Origin of the sequence: Pseudoalteromonas sp. G4 (assembly GCF_028875915.1) — a bacterium.
Lineage (GTDB): Bacteria > Pseudomonadota > Gammaproteobacteria > Enterobacterales > Alteromonadaceae > Pseudoalteromonas.
On record NZ_JAPEHW010000032.1, the window covers coordinates 23,803 to 41,935 of the forward strand.

General features: G+C 39.1%; 16 protein-coding genes and 1 pseudogene. 8 read left to right on the top strand and 9 right to left on the bottom strand.

Annotation, left to right across the window (positions count from 1 at the left end):
- Positions 1–33 precede the first annotated feature (33 nt).
- The 5 genes from ON073_RS10910 to ON073_RS10930 all read left to right on the top strand — a co-directional run bounded on the left by ON073_RS10910 (position 34) and on the right by ON073_RS10930 (position 7,433).
- Positions 34–387 carry a GFA family protein gene (locus tag ON073_RS10910; protein ID WP_274761924.1) on the top strand — a complete coding sequence of 118 codons (354 nt, stop codon included), beginning with the start codon at positions 34–36 and terminating at the stop codon, positions 385–387.
- A 391-nt stretch (positions 388–778) separates the two neighbouring features.
- Complete coding sequence (gene nth, locus ON073_RS10915; RefSeq protein WP_274761925.1) at positions 779–1,447, top strand: endonuclease III; 669 nt, start codon at positions 779–781, stop codon at positions 1,445–1,447.
- Between the two features lie 208 nt (positions 1,448–1,655).
- Positions 1,656–3,611: a methyl-accepting chemotaxis protein gene (locus ON073_RS10920; protein WP_274761926.1), complete on the top strand. Its 1,956-nt coding sequence runs from the start codon at positions 1,656–1,658 to the stop codon at positions 3,609–3,611.
- A 123-nt stretch (positions 3,612–3,734) separates the two neighbouring features.
- Positions 3,735–6,500, top strand: a complete 2,766-nt coding sequence (locus tag ON073_RS10925) for a tetratricopeptide repeat protein (protein ID WP_274761927.1) — start codon at positions 3,735–3,737, stop codon at positions 6,498–6,500.
- Positions 6,501–6,743: 243 nt separating this feature from the next.
- On the top strand, positions 6,744–7,433 hold the full coding sequence (locus tag ON073_RS10930) for a helix-turn-helix transcriptional regulator (protein WP_274761928.1): 690 nt from the start codon (positions 6,744–6,746) through the stop codon (positions 7,431–7,433).
- A gap of 48 nt (positions 7,434–7,481) precedes the next feature.
- Here ON073_RS10930 and ON073_RS10935 read toward each other — a convergent pair whose 3' ends face one another.
- The 6 genes and pseudogenes from ON073_RS10935 to ON073_RS10960 form a co-directional block, all read right to left on the bottom strand.
- Positions 7,482–7,904 carry an OmpA family protein gene (locus ON073_RS10935; RefSeq protein WP_342455415.1) on the bottom strand — a complete coding sequence of 141 codons (423 nt, stop codon included), beginning with the start codon at positions 7,902–7,904 and terminating at the stop codon, positions 7,482–7,484.
- Positions 7,905–7,913: 9 nt separating this feature from the next.
- Positions 7,914–8,681: pseudogene (locus ON073_RS10940) on the bottom strand (CsgG/HfaB family protein); the annotation flags it as partial.
- Positions 8,681–9,103 (bottom strand): curli assembly protein CsgF, encoded by a 423-nt coding sequence (locus tag ON073_RS10945; protein ID WP_274761929.1) that lies wholly within the window; start codon positions 9,101–9,103, stop codon positions 8,681–8,683. The gene ON073_RS10945 and the pseudogene ON073_RS10940, both read right to left, overlap by 1 nt.
- Before the next feature lie 7 nt (positions 9,104–9,110).
- Complete coding sequence (locus ON073_RS10950) at positions 9,111–9,506, bottom strand: CsgE family curli-type amyloid fiber assembly protein (protein WP_274761930.1); 396 nt, start codon at positions 9,504–9,506, stop codon at positions 9,111–9,113.
- Between the two features lie 35 nt (positions 9,507–9,541).
- Positions 9,542–11,050: a curlin gene (locus tag ON073_RS10955; RefSeq protein ID WP_274761931.1), complete on the bottom strand. Its 1,509-nt coding sequence runs from the start codon at positions 11,048–11,050 to the stop codon at positions 9,542–9,544.
- 18 nt (positions 11,051–11,068) lie between these two features.
- On the bottom strand, positions 11,069–11,509 hold the full coding sequence (locus ON073_RS10960; protein WP_274761932.1) for a curlin subunit CsgB: 441 nt from the start codon (positions 11,507–11,509) through the stop codon (positions 11,069–11,071).
- Between the two features lie 437 nt (positions 11,510–11,946).
- Between ON073_RS10960 and ON073_RS10965 the strand changes: the two genes are divergently transcribed.
- A complete protein-coding gene (locus ON073_RS10965) occupies positions 11,947–14,448 on the top strand; it encodes a S8 family serine peptidase (RefSeq protein WP_274761933.1) in 2,502 nt (833 codons plus the stop codon).
- Between the two features lie 119 nt (positions 14,449–14,567).
- Here the strand turns inward: ON073_RS10965 and ON073_RS10970 are convergent, their stop codons facing one another.
- Together ON073_RS10970 and sigZ are read right to left on the bottom strand one after the other, a co-directional pair.
- Complete coding sequence (locus ON073_RS10970) at positions 14,568–15,071, bottom strand: NlpC/P60 family protein (protein WP_342455414.1); 504 nt, start codon at positions 15,069–15,071, stop codon at positions 14,568–14,570.
- A gap of 33 nt (positions 15,072–15,104) precedes the next feature.
- Complete coding sequence (gene sigZ / locus ON073_RS10975; protein ID WP_274761940.1) at positions 15,105–15,641, bottom strand: RNA polymerase sigma factor SigZ; 537 nt, start codon at positions 15,639–15,641, stop codon at positions 15,105–15,107.
- A 138-nt stretch (positions 15,642–15,779) separates the two neighbouring features.
- Here sigZ and arsH point away from each other — a divergent pair, with 138 nt between their 5' ends.
- Together arsH and ON073_RS10985 are read left to right on the top strand one after the other, a co-directional pair.
- On the top strand, positions 15,780–16,505 hold the full coding sequence (arsH, locus tag ON073_RS10980; protein ID WP_274761935.1) for an arsenical resistance protein ArsH: 726 nt from the start codon (positions 15,780–15,782) through the stop codon (positions 16,503–16,505).
- A 154-nt stretch (positions 16,506–16,659) separates the two neighbouring features.
- Complete coding sequence (locus ON073_RS10985) at positions 16,660–17,499, top strand: Tim44 domain-containing protein (RefSeq protein WP_274761936.1); 840 nt, start codon at positions 16,660–16,662, stop codon at positions 17,497–17,499.
- A 58-nt stretch (positions 17,500–17,557) separates the two neighbouring features.
- Here ON073_RS10985 and ON073_RS10990 read toward each other — a convergent pair whose 3' ends face one another.
- Positions 17,558–17,956 carry a hypothetical protein gene (locus tag ON073_RS10990; RefSeq protein WP_274761937.1) on the bottom strand — a complete coding sequence of 133 codons (399 nt, stop codon included), beginning with the start codon at positions 17,954–17,956 and terminating at the stop codon, positions 17,558–17,560.
- Between the last annotated feature and the right edge of the window lie 177 nt (positions 17,957–18,133).

Here is an 18,133-nt window from a genome sequence, read left to right on the forward strand (position 1 = left end):
TATGAAGTGTTGTTTTGAATAAGGAATGCCACTATGAAATATACCGGAAGTTGCCACTGTAAAGCGGTGCAATTTGAATTTGAAAGCGCACCTATTTATGATGCATTGCAGTGTAATTGCTCCATTTGTATTCGTAAAAATGCCATTATGTCGAAAGAATATTTCGGTGCTGATAGGTTTAGATTACTCTCTGGCGAGTCATTTTTAAAAACGTATCGCTTTGGCGATCATGATGTGCATCATTACTTTTGTCAGCAATGTGGTATCTATCCATTCCACGACACACTTTATCAACCAGGCAGTTACCGCATCAATTTAGGCTGTGTTGACAATTTAGAGCCGCGCGAACTGGCGATTACATATTTTGATGGTCGCAATGAATTGTGATTCATTTAAAAAAATGAATGTAACATTCGTTTTAATTTGTTTTATTGTTTAGAGGTTCAGTTGCATACTAGTGATGTGAATTAAACAATGGAGAGAAAATATGAATGCAATAATACACACTATAAAACAAGTGCTTAATGCTCCAGTTACTGAGCCAAAACAAGTCTGTAATTACCCAAATAATTATTATGGCGATCAATACTGTAAATAATGGCGATTTGATTTCGTTTTACGCGCTGGTATCAAGTAATTAGTTGATACCACGCTAGTTTCTTTTTATCAAAAACTCGTTAATTTTTAATTATAAGCCTTGTTGCAATTCTATCTTCCCTTGGCAGGCGCTGCTAAAACAGTGTATTTTACCGCTTTGTAGTTTTGCTAGGAGTTGGTCGTGTCTTCAAAAAACCTATTAAAAGAACAACGGGTTGCTTTTATTTTAGACGATCTTGAAAAACGTTACCCGAACCCGCCCATTCCATTAGATCATAACGATCCGTATACCTTGTTAGTGGCAGTGTTATTGTCAGCGCAATGTACAGACGAACGCGTCAATCAGGTTACGCCTAAACTTTGGCAACTTGCAGATAACCCTTTCGATATGGCGTTGCAGAATGTTGAAGATATTCAAGCGATTATTCGCCCTTGTGGGTTATCACCGCAAAAGTCTAAAGCCATAAAACGTTTGTCGGAAATTTTGGTCGCTGACTATAACGGGGTGGTGCCACAAGATATGGCATTATTAGAAACACTACCAGGGGTTGGTCATAAAACTGCAGGTGTTGTTATGGCGCAAGCTTTTGGCGTGCCATCATTCCCGGTAGATACGCATATTCATCGCCTTGCACAGCGTTGGGGTTTAACCAATGGTAAAAATGTAGAGCAAACAGAGAAAGATCTTAAACGCTTGTTTCCTAAAGAGCGGTGGAATGACCTACACCTTCAAATAATCTATTACGGACGTGAGTTTTGTACAGCGCGAGGTTGCCATGGTTTGGTGTGCCCAATTTGCACAACCTGCTACCCAAATCGCAAACATGCAAAAATAATCAAAAAGCCTTAAAGAACCCTTATATTGTTAAATAGGCTGTTTTTGTTTTAGGGGCACAGTGTAAGAATAAATTCTGTTTGCTATCTTAAGTGTTAGTTCAAAATTCTTATTTGTGATTTTAACAGTGACAAATTGTTAACATTTTTAATGTTCAGACCGATAGCAACTAGGTATAGTTAAATCGTTTAGCTGTTAAAAAAACAACAATAAAGGCTGTATTATGAAAATGCGCACCAAACTTATTGCGGGATTTGCGATCACCGTAATTGTTCCTATTTTAGCAATCTCAATGCTCTCGTTATCGCAAGCCAAAAGTGATGGTTTTACTCGTTTCTTAGCAACCACGCATGCCGAAATACGACAAGTGGAAAAAGGATTCAATTTATTTTTCCAGCAAGTCAAACACAATGCCGATTTCCTCGCCGAGGCTTCTGCTGTTAAAAATGTACCCAGTGACGTGACCACTTACATGGACGCAGAAAAGTCGATGTTGCCACTTGATGCTGTACCTGGCGAGGCAGATATTTACAGGCTTTACGAAACATTTGGCAAAACCCATCAAGAATTACTCTTTGTATATTTAGGAACAGAGCAGGGCGGTTTTATTCAATACCCTGCAGAGCCATTAGGCAATTACGACCCACGTCAGCGCCCGTGGTATAAATTGGCGCAAAGCGCACGCGGACAAACAGTTATTACCGAACCATACCAAGGTGTAACAGGACAGGCGATGGTGTCTGTTGCAAAAGCAATCAATAATGAAATGGGGGAGTTTGTAGGGGTGCAATCGCTAGATGTAACGCTTGCAACCCTTACCGATATTGTTTCTAGCATTAAAATTGGCAATACAGGCTATTTAATTTTAGTGGATGGTTCAGGCACTGTGCTTGCCGATCCACGCAATGCGCAAAATAACTTTAAGCCGATATCAGAGCTTTCATCACCAATTTATAAATCGCTAGCTGGTAATTTATCAAGCAAGTCTTTCACCATTGAAAATCAAGGTAAAACACTAGAAGCGACAACTTATTTCTCCGAAGACTTAAATTGGCGCTTTGTTGCTGTGATTGAACAAGATGAAATCCTGCAGTCTGCTTCTGAAATGAAAGTATTTATTGGCATTATCGCCTTTATCATGATTGCGTGTTTTGTAGTGGTAGGTGTTGTGCTTGCAAACCGTATTGTTTACCCAATTGAAAAAGTGTCAGCAGGGCTTAAAGAGATAGCACAAGGGGAAGGTGACTTATCTAAGCGGTTAGATGTGATTGGCAATGATGAAATTAGCCAGCTGGCAAAATGGTTTAATCAATTTCTTTCAACCATTAATGATTTAGTGAAAGACATCAATCATAAGTCTCAAATTTTAAACGAATCTGCTACTGCATCGGGTGCGAAAGTGACCGAAATTATGCGTGCAAGTCATGAGCAAGAAGGCAGTAGTGAAGTTGCTGCAAGAGGCACAGCCAACCTTGCTGATGTTGCTAAACAAGTATCAGATGATTGTTCAACCGCAATGAGCGATATTGAGCAAGCCGAGCACTATGCGCTTGAAGGTAATAACGATGTTAAACTTGCTGTGACGGAAGTATCTAGCCTCAATGATTCTCTTAGCGAATCATCACAGGCCATGACGCAGCTTGAAAAAGAAAGTGAAAATATTACTAAAATTCTCGATGTTATTCGTGGCATTGCAGAGCAAACAAACTTACTTGCACTGAATGCGGCTATTGAAGCTGCAAGGGCAGGTGAGCAAGGGCGTGGTTTTGCAGTTGTGGCAGATGAAGTTCGCACACTTGCTAAGCGCTCTCACGAATCGACAGAAGAAATTGATAAAGTACTTAGTAGTTTAATTGAACAAACACGTTTGGTTTCTGACAAAATGGCGAGCAGTGTAACACACTCAGCAGATGCCATTGAAAAGGCAGAAAAAGCACATAATTCGTTTGATGATATTAGCCGTGCGGTGAATACAGTAAAACAGTTAATCTCACAAATATCGGACGCTGCACAATCACAATATGATGCCGCTGACGAAATAAATCGTGATATTTCTGGCATTAGTGATTCGGTTAAACATACTGCGCACTCGGCTGACGAACTCGCTGAGGGTTCGCAACAATTAGTCGCATTATCAGAAGATTTACGTAATCTAGTGAATCGATTCCATGTAAAATAATCGTTTTGGCTTAGTGAAATACTAAGCCAATCTTAAATGCTATTAAACGGGCAAAACACGTATCGACAGCCTTAGCTGCAAAACTGGTCTACACTTTAGTGGAAACAGTTATAGGTGAATACGATGTCACGTTTTGCTCTGTCTTTTATTTTCTATATTGGCTGTATTTTAACGCTCTCAGCTAACCAAGTTACCCCGCCAGATGTAAATGCGCCAGCCAGCGAAGCAATATCTTTCTTTGAAGAAAATGCCATTAATAACCCGCAATCTGTAATTGAGTTTATCGAAAAAAATAACTTTTTAACGCGAATTAATACGCCTGATGACAAAGTGCATGTATACAGTTATTACGCTCAAGCTTATCAATACAAAGGGGACCGAAAAAAGGCTATAGAACTATTAACAAGTGCGTTAGAAGTAATTACTCAACACAGTGTTTCCGTTGATACACGTAGTGATTTTCTGGCGATCCGTGCATCGGTGTATGCTGAACTTACCCAATATCAAGATGCAATAAACGACTTGCTTGCCATTATTAACCTGTACCCTGAAGACTCGAATAATAGAAATATCGGCCTTGCCTACAAATCTTTGGGGGACACTTACTTATCAGCAAACGAACACAAAAATGCGTTTGATGCCCTTTATAAAAGCCAATTTGTTTTTAAAGCACTCAAAGATCAAGGCATGTTAGCCGTTACTTTTGGGCGTTTGGGGTCAATTTATCGCACCATTGGTGATTTTGATAAAGCGCTTGAAAATATGCTTAAGGCTTTAAAAGTACTCGAAGGCATGCAAGACGAACGTCGCCTTGCCATTACTTATAATAATACTGCCATAATTTACAAAGACTTAGCGCGATATGATGAAGCAATTAATTTACATAAACGCTCGCTTAATCTAAAAGAAAAAATAGGCTACCAACGTGGTATGGTTTACTCGTACAACAATTTAGGTGAAACACATCGCTTAAAAGGCGATTTAGTTGAAGCGCAGCGCTATTTAGATCAAGCGCAATTACTTGCGACTCAAATTAACAATCCAATGTTACTCGGGTCGACTTACTTATATCGCGCGCGTATTGCTAAGCAACAAAATAACCTTGATGCAGCGTTAAACCATCTCGACAACGCTATGGCGATTTATCGAAAGCGCAATGCGAAATCGCGAATTGCGGAAGCAAATGTTGAATATGGCGACATTTATTTTAGCCAAAATAACTATGAAAAAGCGCAACAAAGTTATCAAGATGCGCTTGATTTAAGTAAAGAAGTTAAAAAGAACGTTGTCACATTTTCGGCATACGAAGGTTTAGTAAAAGCATTAAAAGAACAAGCGCGTTATAAGCAGGCACTTGATGCACTAACAGAATATCAAGCAACTAAGGCAGCCCTGTTTGATAAACAAAGTCAGCAACGGTTAGAATCATTAATTGTTGAAAATCAACTCTTTAGTGCTCAGCAGAAATTAAAACTCGCACAGCAAGAAAGTAAAATAAAACAAGCAGAGCTGGAAAGTGTTGAAACAACGCGCAATTGGGTCGCGTTATTACTGTTTTCGATTTTTATAATTAGTTGGCTAATTTATCGCAAAGTCCAGCAACATAACCGTATGCAACTCGAAATAAAAGCACGTAAAGAACTCGAGCTTAGCGAGCGTCGCCTTAATTTAGCATTGTGGGGAAGTGGTGATACGTTATGGGATTGGGATTTAACAACGGGGGATATAAAACGAGAAAATTTGCCACGTCATTCTCGCTTTTCTGAAACGGCGACTGGGCTAGATGCAAGCAGTTTAAAGGAGTTTGTTCACCCTGATGATTATGAATTCCTCAATCAAACATTAGCTGAGCATATCAATAACAAGACACCATTTTTTGAAGCCAGTTATCGTGTTTTAAATAAACAAGGGGAATGGTGCTGGCTTTTAGATCGAGGCAAAGTGGTTGAGTTTGATGAAACAACTGGAAAAGGTTTACGCATCACAGGCACACAGCGTGATATTACCAAATTAAAGCAACAAGAGGTGGCATTAAAGGAACTTAATAGTGAACTCGAGTTGCGGGTGTTAGAGCGCACAACCGAGCTTGCCAATATGAACCAGCAGCTAATGCATACCATCGAAAAGCTGGAAGTGGCTCAAGAATATATTATTGAAGCTGAGAAACACGCAGCCCTTGGTAGTATGGTGGCAGGGCTTGCCCACGAAATTAACACGCCTCTCGGTACAGCTATTACTGCGGTAAGTCATTTAAAAATGCAAACACTATCCACAGAGTCGCAATTTAAAAGCAAAACGCTTTCCAGTCACGATTTTGAAAGTTTCTTGAGCGATGTAAACAACAGTAGTCAGCTCATTGAAAGTGGTGTTGGGAAAGCGGGCGAATTGGTAGAGCGCTTTAAACTACTCGCTGGTAAAAATAGCGCACAACGACCGGAAAATATAAATATCAACCACTTGCTTACCGAAAGCTTTAAAGTGGCGTTAAATACCCTGCAAATTAATAACGAAAAGGCGCAGCTTGTAATGCATGGAGAGGCGCTACTTTACAGTTATCCTGCCACGCTTGCGCAAGTATTCAATATACTAATTGAAAACGCATTGCTTCATGCTGATGTACCGCTTGTACAAATTACTTGTGAAATGAAAGAGGAATACCAACAACTTACTCTCGATTTTTTTGATAATGGCAAGAGTATTGAAAAAGCAGAAGAAAAACGGATTTTCGAGCCGTTTTACACTACCAAACGGCATCGCGGCCATTCAGGTTTAGGCCTTCATATTGCGTACAACAATATCACTCAAGATTTAAATGGCAGTATTGAATGTTTCAAAATAAAAGGCGGCTTAGGTTATCGCATAAAACTGCCTGAGATAAAGCCAAATTAGACGCGCCACTGTTTAGCGTTGCATAACGGTTATTGAACATATTTCAACACCGAAAAGAATGAAAAATTTTGATAATTTCTCCTGCTAATTAAATGGTTTTAGATTCCAAGTTGTTGAAAGTAATTTAGTACCCGTTTTAATTACAAAATGATATAACTTATTGTTTTACTTGACGTGAAAAATGAAATAGTCTGGAGTACTTATTCTAAGAGCAATTAAAAAAGGATATTTTAAGTGACTAGAATGGATTCAAATGTTTATTTGCAACTCGCATCTCAAATGCAACATCACAACACTGCCAATATTATTTTAAAAGTGCTTGAAACATTGTGCTTTAAAGTGAAAGTTGAATCAGTTTTTCCAACCAAAACAGATATAGAAAAGCACTTCGATTTGTACCTTATTTGTGCAAAAGGCGCCCCTTGGAACGATATGTTGCCCAGCACTTTAATGGAGTTGGCAATGGATCGGAATGTGCTGATTTATAATGCTGAAAAAGACAATATATGCGAGCAGTTACTCTTACTAGCAAATGTTAAAGGGGTTTTTTATCAAGATGAAGCACCCGATTTGTTATTTAAAGGTATTCAAAAGGTTTTGAGCAATGAATTATGGTTTAAGCGAGGTGAAATCTGCAGCGCTTTTTCGAATTTACTTGCATCTCAACCTAAACAGAAAGTGATTAGCAAAGAGAATGATGCGTTGGAAAAATTAACTAATCGTGAGCGGACAATTATTCGTCTTATATCCCAAGGTGCTCAAAATAAGGATGTTGCAGAGCAATTGCACATTAGTGACCATACCGTAAAAACCCACCTTTACAGTGCTTTTCGAAAAACAAAAGCACGAAATCGCATCGAACTTGTAAATTGGGCACAACAGTTTTTACCCACGATTATGAAAAGTGGCATTGATATAAGCCATCAGAATTAATATAAAAAAAGCGCAATTATTGCGCTTTTTTATTTTAGGAGAAGGGAGTTAACTGGGTTTCACGTTGATGATAACGCGCCTATCAAAAAAGAGTCCTTCATTATCATGTTTTGCATATTGCGCATCATTTTCACCTCTAGCCATAATGTTTATTCGCTCTTTAGCAATCCCGTTCTTCATTAAATATGCTGCAATTGCTTCGGAGCGAGACAAAGATAAGGTTTCGTTAGCAGTGTTAGCCCCTCGTTTATCTGCATAACCAAAAAGTTCAACCTGTGCTTTTGGTTGTTGTGATAGTAACGACAGAATTTGCTGTAATTGTTGTTTATAAACAGGTTCTATGTCGGCTGTTGCTGTTCTAAACTGCACCATAAAGCTGATGTTAGGAAGTGACTGTGCTTTTTGTTTTGCTTTTAATTGCGCCATATGTGCTGCCATCTGTTTTTGCTGTTTAGCTTTAGCAATTTGCATGCTTTGCTCTTTGGTATTCCAAACGCCCTTGTTTATTCCTTTGTGAACTAGTTCGGTAAGGGCTTTCTCGATAGCTTGTTTTACACAGATATGCATTGGCTCATTTTCACTGAAACCAGCTTCAGCTTCGGCAAGGCGTTTGTAGCTGACGTATCTGAAGAATCCAGCACGCATTTCTAAGCTGAGTACTTTCTTTGTTGTGGCAACAGAGAGTAATACTTGACCAGTGCGAACATCAACCGCTCTTAAATAGATTGAAATAACATCTTCACGGTAAAGTTCAGACGCCCCTATACCAAAATATTCTGCTCCCAAGCCACCTGTTTTAACATTTGAGTCGTAGCTAATAACGCCACCTTCGAGAATAATTTTTGCCGTTGTAAGTGGTGGAAGCTGTACTTCTTCTTCCTCTTTGTTTGATAGTGCTGCTCTAACAATTTTTCGTTCAGTGAGAATGTTTTGTAATCCCTCACGTTCCACAGGCACAAACCAATCTGACTCATGAAGAGCTTGAACAAGAATTGAATTTGCCCCTTGCGTGACTGCTGTTGAAAATGAGCTGACATTCGCTTGCGGTTTATATTGCCCGGTTTGATCGCGAAATGAATATACCGATACAGGAATACTGCCAGCAGGATCAGGCAAATTTGCCAATTCATTAAATGTTTGAGTTTCTTCAAGTTGTTTAGCAAGTTCAAGATCGGGTGGCAGTGTTTTTTTGATGGTGCTACATCCAGAAAGCGCTACTAATAAGCAAGTAATAAAAATTCGTAACATCATTCGCCAAACCTCGGTACTTCAATAACAACAACTTCACCAGTTACGGTATTGGTGATTTGAACAGTGATGGAGTCGCTGCCACTGGTTAAAATTTGAATTTCATAATCGCCACTCATAAATACTGAGTCTTGATTAAACATGCTATCTTCAACTCCTTCACCAAAGGCGAGATCGGTGATCTCTCGCACCATGCGATTTATATATGCACGTTCAAGAGACTCTTGAAACTTTTCTGCATACGTTTTTTCATTTATTGGCGCACGATGTTTGTTTTGTGATTGTGCTTTATTTAATAGCATCGCCCCGTTTAGTGGGCTGCCGCCAAAACTTGGGTTGATAGGGGTATAAACGAGCTCGGTTGATATTGTTTGGTTTGAGAAAAGCAGCATCCAGCTGCAAGCTATTATTATTTTTTTCATTCTTTAATTACCATCCACTACTTGCTAAATCGTCACTTTGCTCAACAAATTGTGATTTTGCGATTGCATCAATTGTTGCAAAAATTGCTTGTTCGACTTTATCTTCGACAGGTTCTATTCGTCTTCCCATATAGGTGGCATAAATGGCTTTTGAATTAACTTCAACAAATAACTTGGTACCAGCTCTTGGCACCACAGCTTCTTTGATAACAACATTAATACCTGTAGTACTGGGCATGTCTTGCCATAGCAAACTGAATTTGTGATAAAACTCTTTCCCTGAACGGCTCAAGGTTCGATCAAGTAGTAATCCACTGATTTCAATATCATCACTTTTTGCAAACCCTTTTGTGGGCACACAAACAAGGAAGATTGATAAAATAAAATTGATTAAGAGTTTCATAGAAATAGGGCCTTTTCAGGCCCTTACCTTGTTATTTATTGCTGAATAATTGTTGCGGTGTTGTAGTCACCTGTTTGCGTAACAGTTACGCTTCCTGATGCACTATAAATACCACCGTCAACTAAGTTACCGTCACCAACTTGTGTGATAGTTAATTCAACATCAGATCCTTGTACTAAAAATGCACCAGAACCCATGCCGCCAATCATGTTGTAGTTACCAGTTTGAGCAATGTTTAGCATGTTGCCACTGCCTTCAATCAACAAGTCAAGTGAGTTGATATCACCGTCTTGTGCAATATCAAGCGTGTTATCATTGCTATCTACGGCCGTGCTAAAGGTCACAGCTGATGCATTCTGATTACCAAGCTGCTGCACTGTAATTTGATTGTTGTAGCTTGTCAGAGATTGGTCGGGGTATGATGATTGGATATAACTCGTGTTTTCATTGCCAACTTGCGTTATTTCAACGTCATTATCGCTACCGTTAAAGTGCGCTAAATGACTTTCGTTGTTATTACCATTTTGGTGAACAATTAACTCATTGTTATCGCCAATTGCACCTACATAAGAGGCATTTTCATTACCTAGCTGAGTTACTTGGAAATCGTTGTCATTACCAACCACATCGCTACTAGACTCATTGTTTTCACCACGTTGTTCTACAATTAACTCATTGTCTTCACCAATAATAATTGTACTTTCAAAGCGGTTAGCAACACCTTCTTGATCAATTGACACCGTGTTATCGTTGCCTTCAATTAATGTTGCTGTAAACTCGTTTTCAGCCCCTTCTTGATCAATGCTAATGTCATTGTCATCACCAGACACCGAACCGATAGACACGCGATGTAAATCACCATCTTGCATCACTTCAATTTCGTTATTGTTGCCAGTGAGTTCTTCAACCTTTGTTATATTCCAAAAACCGGATTGTTCAATTTCAATATCATTCATGTCACCTTGCACACTCTCTAAATGCGCTTCGTTCCATACTCCAGATTGATTGATATAAACGGTATTATCGTTACCTTCCATGGCATTGTTATAAGCCCAATGCCCGCCATCGCCTTGCTCAATGGTAATGTCGTTGTTATCACCTGTTACGATATTGATTGCTTCATTGGAAATACCAAAAAAACCTTCACCCGATTGAGTTACGTTAATTTGGTTAGCATTACCAGTTAGGTCACTCAGAGCGATATTATTTGAGCCGTTTTGCGTGTAGGTTTCAGTATTATCATTACCTTGTGTGCTGAGTAATAAAATATTGCCAATACCCACTTGGCTTGTTTGCATGCTATTTGCAGTGCCTTGTGTGTCAGTCTCAAGATAGTGAAGATCACCGTCTTGCAGTGCGACTAAGTCATTACCAAATGCTACTCCAGTACCTGATGTTTGATTCACAATCATTGTGTTAGCAAAATTTTGAATTGTGTTGTTTGCTTTAACTGACGCACTTTCATCTTTAGTATTTGCAGCAGCGCTAGCAGAGCCAAGTGCGAGTGCAACAGCACACGTCACTAACGATAGTTTTTTATTCACGGAGTATCTCCTTTACATTTATTGCTTATGGAACGTCACGTTGACCTCAATACCATTGCCAATTTGTTGAACTTTGAATGCTTGTTCACCGGCTTGAGATATGTTGGCAATATTGGCATCTCCTTGCTGGAGAATTTCGGCATGGTTATTATTCCCGTGTTGGGAAAGGTTAATTTTGTTTTCAGTACCATACTGAAATACTTCAGCGAGATTATTGCTGCCATACTGAACAACATGTGCCTGATTTGACGCTTCGTTTATTTGGTTAACTGTTGCTTTATTTAAAATCCCGTACTGAGTGACTACGACATGATGCTGTTGCGCACCGACTCTGTAATGAAGGGATGAGTTTAGACTGAGTGAAAGAGGTGATTCTTGCAGGTCCTTGGCCAAAACAGATTGGGCTAAAAGTGAACTACTCACTAGCGAAATCATATACATATAAGATATTGACTGCATACAAAATTTGCTTGTGGGTGGTTTACTAGTGTTAGTTTTCATCTGATTAAAGCTTGTTAGAACACGACGAAATTAAACTACACCTTTTGCTAGTTGTTTCGCCATCAGTCAAATTTGTGCTTCTTATAAAAGTGATTTAAATCAAATGATTACAATGTTTTTTACAGGTTTGTTAAGTAATTGTTACCTAGTGGCTCACAAAAAAGTAGTAGTCTGAAAAACACGCTTTTTTGTTGTTTTGTTTAATTGTGATGTTAAATAAATCTAATTTAATCAATGTGTTAATTTTATTTTTGGAATTAATTGTATTTCCTGCTTGCTCGAATCACGATATCTGTGTTTGATAAATAAGTTGCTTTAAAATTTAGACTGCTGAAAGTTGAGATAGGTGCTCGTACTACGAGCTTACATTTTATTTAATAAATGGAATTTCAATAATGAAAGCAAAACTTTCCGCATTAACTATTGCGATGCTGCCAATGTTAGCAAGTGCATCAGCAGCGATTACGCCTAATAAAAAAAGCGGCGATAGCTACAAACCAAACTCAGTCATTGTTGTATATAAACAAAGTGCTCAACTGGCTGAAAAAGCAGCTGCACGAAAACTTGTTGCTGCAAAAATTTCAGACGCCAACCTAGATGAAATTGATGATCGCTATAAGCATATTTTGCAAGGGCGATTAGCACAGTTCACACTTGATAAAACCAATGTTAAAGACGCTATTGCCAAACTGCAAAATCACCCTGCTGTAGCTTATGCTGAGCCTGACTTTGTTGTTTCTATTAATGGTCAACCTGATGACCCACAATTCTCAAGCCTTTGGGGATTAAACAATACAGGGCAAACAGGTGGTGTAGATGATGCTGATATTGACGCTCCAGAAGCGTGGGATATCACAACGGGTAGTCGTGAAGTTGTCGTAGGTATTATTGATACTGGTGTAGATTATCTTCACCAAGATCTTCAGGCAAATGCATGGCAAAACCCAAATGAAATCCCTGGCGATGGTATTGATAACGATGGTAACGGATATATTGATGATATTCATGGTATCAATGCAATCACTAACTCGGGCGATCCGATGGACGATCAAGGCCATGGGACCCATGTAGCAGGTACTATTGGCGCGACAGGAAATAACGGCCAAGGTGTTGTTGGCGTTAACCACCAAGTATCAATGGTTGGTTGTAAGTTCTTAACTGCTTCAGGTACAGGTTCAACTTCAGATGCGATTAAATGTATCAACTACATGGTTGGCCTTAAAGACGCTGGAGTAGATGTTAAGGTGCTTAATAACAGCTGGGGTGGCGGTGGTTATAGCCAAGCTTTAGCTGATGCAATTACAGCATCAGAGCAAGCAGATATTTTATTTGTGGCTGCTGCAGGTAATGATGCAGTTGATAATGACGCAAACCCGCATTATCCATCAAGCTATGAACATGACAGTGTTTTAGCTGTTGCAAGTACCGATCATTCAGACAATATGTCGAATTTCTCACAATGGGGTTTAACTAGTGTTGATTTAGGTGCACCTGGCTCAAGTATTTTGTCGACGGTACCAGGTGACAGTTATGCGACTTATTCAGGCACATCAATGGCAACACCGCATGTAGCAGGTGCAGCTGCTCTCGTATTATCAATCAATCCAACACTCAATTTCCAAGAGTTAAAAGATTTGTTGATGAACTCGGGCGATGCAAATACAGCATTACAAGGTAAAACGGTATCGGGTAACCGCCTAAATGCATTATCTGCAGTTGAGCAGTCTAACCCAGAACCTGGTTTTAGATTTGTGACCAGTCCAACGTCTCAAGTTATTACAGCTGGTGGTTCAGCAACTTATGAATTTGAAATTGCATCTGTAGCTGAATGGAATGATGTGGTTAATTTAAGTTTAGAAAGCACCCTTGAAGGCGCGTCACTATCGGCAGAAAGTGCAACGCCAGGCCAAGTAGTAACACTTACAGTTCCAACAACGGCTGAAACACCTTGGGGCGAGTACAGCTTTACTGTGACAGGTCAAAGTGGTGACTTAGAAAAAACCAGTGCAGTAAAGTTGTATGTTAATCCTCAAGGCTTAGCTGACTTTAGCTATGGCAATGATACCAGTGTTGCTATTCCAGATAATGATCCAGCCGGGGTTTCATCCGTTATTAATGTTCCTGAAGATCTGACTATTTTTAATACATTGGCAAGTGTGAACATTACTCATACTTACATTGGAGATTTGGTTGTTACATTAACGTCGCCATCAGGTACAGTTACGACCCTTCACAATAAGTCAGGTGGTTCTGCTGATAATATTAACCAAACTTACGAAGCGGTTATTTTTAATGGTGAAAATGCGGCAGGTGATTGGACATTGAGCGTTGTTGATACATTCAGTGCAGATACTGGCTCGATAGATAACTGGTCTTTAACATTTAGCGCAATTGGTGATGTAGCCCCTGTGGCGCCAGTAGCCGATTTTTCATTTGAACTAGATGGTTACAATGTGAACTTCACAAACACGAGCTCAGATAGAAATAACGATATTGTATCGTATGCTTGGGATTTTGGTGATGGCAATACATCAAGTGAAGATAACCCTGTTCATGCATATGCTGCAGCGGGCACTTACAGTGTTACGCTAACAACAACGGATGCAGAAGGTTTATCAGATACTGTGACCAAAGAAGTTCAGATTTCTGATGCTACTATTGAAGTTGCTGTTAAACGCGCGAACTTATCACGTACAGGGTTTATGCGTGTTGAACTGATTATTGATGGCGCAGCACCAGGTATGGTCGATATTTATCGCAATGGTGTGCTTTTCGATACAGTTGAAAACAACGGTGTGTACCGTGACTTTAGTCGTGGAGTAACAGAAACAACATTCACCTACAAAGTATGTCAGGCAGGTGATGTATGCTCAAATGAAGTAACTGTAAACTTCTAATAAGCATATAGAATAAAACAAGTTTTCTCGTTTTAACCTCACCAAGAGCGAATGTGAAAGCATTCGCTCTTTTTATTCACCAATAGAATTTATCGGGGAGGTTTGTGTAAAAACAGGTTTCAGTTTAGTTGTTCAATCCGTCTTGCCTGCCAGTAGGCTTTTTGCCAATAGCTGTTTTTGAGCGATGATAAGGTCACACCTTGACTGGTTGATGCATGTAAAAATTGATGGTTTTCAATATACATGCCGACATGATAGCTGCGAAATCCAGTTTTAAAGAAAATCAGATCGCCCGCTTGTAATTTATCTTTACTAATTGCTGTGCCAAATTGCGCTTGTTGTAAGGTGGTTCTGGGTAATAAAAAACCAAAGCGATCGATAAACGTTTTTTGCACAAAGGCGGAACAGTCGATGCCTTTTTTAGAGGTACCTCCCAACTTGTAGGGCACACCTTGCCATTCAGTTAACTGTTGATAAAGTTGATGTTTAGCGTGTGTTTTTAATGGTGACGTTGAGTTTGTATCGTGTTTAATCGTTTGCGAAACGGGATTTGAACACCCTATTAGCATCGCGCTAAGTAAACAAAGCCATAATAAATAGGTGTTTGTTGGTGTCTTCATCATGCGTTTAAGTCCTTTTAAATCATTGCAATAAGATTAAAACTTGGTGAACTCAGGTTTACGATGGTAATCAATCGCTTTGCCACAATAGTCGAATTCAAAGTGGCAACACTCATCAAATAATGCACGTAACGCCTTTCGGCTTGATTGAACGCGAGATTTTAATGTGGAGTAACTCACACCCATTTTCTCCGCTAAGGCCTTTTGCTCTTCATTTTCCAAGTCCACTGCAATTAACAATGCTTGCTGCTCTTGTGGTAAGTTTTGAATAAAAGGCGCTAAGCAATTCATTAAGTCATGTTTGACTTGTTCATTGTCATCTAATATTTGAGGTGTCTCAGCTTGGTTTTGTTGTTTGGCGCGTGCTCTATAAAAATCAATGATGGTGTTATTGGCAACTTGAAAAAGCCACGATTTGACCTTGCTGATGTCCTTAACCAAATGCAAATTTTGGTAGGTTTTTATAAAAATTTCCTGCATTAAATCATCAACATCTGCTTTATTTTCAATTTTACTGTGAAGAAAGCCTTTTAATGCTTTTTGATATTCTTGCCAGACATTTTCGATATTCATTGTCACTTACTGCCTTAATATTATTACTAAAAAGTGTATATATAAGACGTCAACTTTCACAGTAAGACGAAAAATTTTCGTCTTTTGCTGATGTCACACGTCTTAAGAGGTGTAAATGAAATAATAAAGGTAGTCATTATGCACTTTTTAAGTAACGAAATATTTAAATTAAAACCTGAAATCAAAGCATTGAGTACACACAAACCAAAGGTGTTAATGCTGTATGGTTCATTGCGTGAAACTTCATATAGCAAATTGGCAATACAGACAGCAGCTAATATTCTGACGCATATGGGCGCCGAAGTTCGTATCTTTGACCCAACAGGCTTACCTGTTTTTGATAATGATGAATCGGCCTCACATAGTAAAGTAAAAGAACTGCGAGAGTTGGCTAATTGGTCTGAAGCGCAAGTGTGGTGTTCACCCGAGATCCACGGCAATATGTCAGCGGTTTTTAAAAATCAAATTGACTGGCTGCCGTTATCATCTGGGGCTATTCGCCCTTCACAAGGTAAGGTACTGGCTTTAATGCAGGTCAGTGGGGGCTCTCAAAGTTTTAATGCGTTAAATAATATGCGTCTTTTAGGTCGTTGGATGCGCATGTTTACCATTGCTAACCAATCATCAATTGCTAAGGTGTACCAAGAATTTGAACCTTCAGGTGAAATGAAAGCGTCTAATTATCGTAATAGAGTGGTTGATGTGATGGAAGAGTTGATGCGTTTTACGTATTTATTAAGAGATCATGATAGCTTTATGGTGGATAGATTTAGTGAGCGAAATGCATCCAAGCAAGAAACCGCAGCGTTAAATAACACCCTTAAAAAACATATCAGTACATCAGAAACCACATGTTGCAATTAAATACTTGAGAAATCGCATTACACCTTTGTGGTGCGATTTAAGATAAATTTAATTAATGTTTGGCTAATTTTAACGTCTTTAATCTCAAGTCACCTATTGACTATCAAAGTGTGAATTTTAGAATGCTCACAGCATTTTTATACGGAATAATTTGATGAAAAAATTCGCATGGTTTTTCGCGTTAATCGCACTTACCTTATCGTTTTCGTTTGACGCTGAAGCTCGCAAGAAATTCGGCAGTAAAAGCAAAGGCAAAACGCAGCAAACCACAACAACACAACAAAAAGAACAAGCTAATACCACTAATCCAACATTGCCTGCCAAAAAGTCATCTAAAAAAGGCTTAATGGGTGGCATTTTAGGTGGTTTACTTGCGGGTGGCTTAATTGCGGCTATGCTGGGCGGCGATTTTGAGGGCTTCCAGTTTATGGACTTCATTATTATTGCCTTGGTTGCCTTCGTGTTATTTAAACTATTTAAAATGATGATGGTGAAAAAAGCACAAAGCCAAGCGCAATATGCGGGAATGCCGCCAATGGGTCAGCCAGAAGCACCAAGCCAAGCACCACAACAATTTCAGTCGCAAGGGTTTGGACAAAGCCAGTCAGTGCCAATGAACTTACCAATTAACTTTGACTTAAATGGCTTTTTACAAGGTGCCCGTGATCATTACCACACGCTGCAAAAAGCATGGAATGACAATAACTTTGACGTGATCTCAGAATACGTGAGCGAGCAGTTATTGGCTGAGTTAAAAGCTGAACGTGCTGAGGTAACTGAAGTTGCTACAGAGGTAATGTTTATTGACGCAGAGCTTGCGCGTGCAAATACATCTCCGATGCTGTGGGAAATTAGCGTACGTTTTCGTGGAAAATACCGCGACCTTGGCGATAAACAAGAAGAGCCAATTGATGAAGTGTGGCACCTTGAGCGTAATTTATCGGCGCAAGATGCACCTTGGATCATTGTCGGTATTGAAGATAATGCCGCTTAAATAACCAAAGGTTATTTTTTGAAAGAGCAGCCACTTGGCTGCTCTTTTTGTTTGGAATTTAAGCTTGAGAATGTTCTTTCAATAAAATAGAGAGATGCTGCTTTAATTCTTGTGGGCTATCTGGGGTATGTAAAAAACCGCCAATTTTAGCACCAGATAACTCTTGGCGAATATCGTATTTCAGCGAATTTAAACGTGAAACAACGTTTTCACCTTCAACAAAATACATATCTAAGTCCATTAAAAATGGCACTCTTAACGACATGGTAATACGCGCCATTACATTTGGATAAAGCGCCATTAAGTCGGCAAAAGTGAGGTTTATCTTTTTCTTACCAATGATTTTTAAACCCGCAGCTTTAATTTTTTTGCGAATAAAATAGTGTTTACCAAACAGGTAAGTTTCAGGCTTTAATAAGTAAAACGAAATGCAATTTTTGTTTAGTGCTACTGCCATTCGCGAACTCCCTTACGTCTTATAAAAAGTAAAACCGCAATGAATAGCTTGCTAATCTAATACCAATTCTGTTAAGTACGTGATCAGGGATGGCGCTGGATAAATGAAATGTTAACAAGGCGGAATTTTTCTTATGTAGTTGTTCTACATTGATAAATTCTAACGCAGTTAGCATGT

Coding starts and splice junctions, on each gene's coding strand:
- ON073_RS10920 (WP_274761926.1), top strand. CDS start 1,656: ATGAAAATGCGCACCAAACTTATTGCGGGATTTGCGATCACCGTAATT.
- ON073_RS10960 (WP_274761932.1), bottom strand. CDS start 11,509: ATGCAGTCAATATCTTATATGTATATGATTTCGCTAGTGAGTAGTTCA.
- ON073_RS10990 (WP_274761937.1), bottom strand. CDS start 17,956: ATGGCAGTAGCACTAAACAAAAATTGCATTTCGTTTTACTTATTAAAG.
- ON073_RS10945 (WP_274761929.1), bottom strand. CDS start 9,103: ATGAAAAAAATAATAATAGCTTGCAGCTGGATGCTGCTTTTCTCAAAC.
- sigZ (WP_274761940.1), bottom strand. CDS start 15,641: ATGAATATCGAAAATGTCTGGCAAGAATATCAAAAAGCATTAAAAGGC.
- ON073_RS10925 (WP_274761927.1), top strand. CDS start 3,735: ATGTCACGTTTTGCTCTGTCTTTTATTTTCTATATTGGCTGTATTTTA.
- ON073_RS10950 (WP_274761930.1), bottom strand. CDS start 9,506: ATGAAACTCTTAATCAATTTTATTTTATCAATCTTCCTTGTTTGTGTG.
- ON073_RS10965 (WP_274761933.1), top strand. CDS start 11,947: ATGAAAGCAAAACTTTCCGCATTAACTATTGCGATGCTGCCAATGTTA.
- ON073_RS10985 (WP_274761936.1), top strand. CDS start 16,660: ATGAAAAAATTCGCATGGTTTTTCGCGTTAATCGCACTTACCTTATCG.
- ON073_RS10930 (WP_274761928.1), top strand. CDS start 6,744: ATGGATTCAAATGTTTATTTGCAACTCGCATCTCAAATGCAACATCAC.
- ON073_RS10910 (WP_274761924.1), top strand. CDS start 34: ATGAAATATACCGGAAGTTGCCACTGTAAAGCGGTGCAATTTGAATTT.
- arsH (WP_274761935.1), top strand. CDS start 15,780: ATGCACTTTTTAAGTAACGAAATATTTAAATTAAAACCTGAAATCAAA.
- ON073_RS10935 (WP_342455415.1), bottom strand. CDS start 7,904: ATGCAAATTGCTAAAGCTAAACAGCAAAAACAGATGGCAGCACATATG.
- ON073_RS10970 (WP_342455414.1), bottom strand. CDS start 15,071: ATGATGAAGACACCAACAAACACCTATTTATTATGGCTTTGTTTACTT.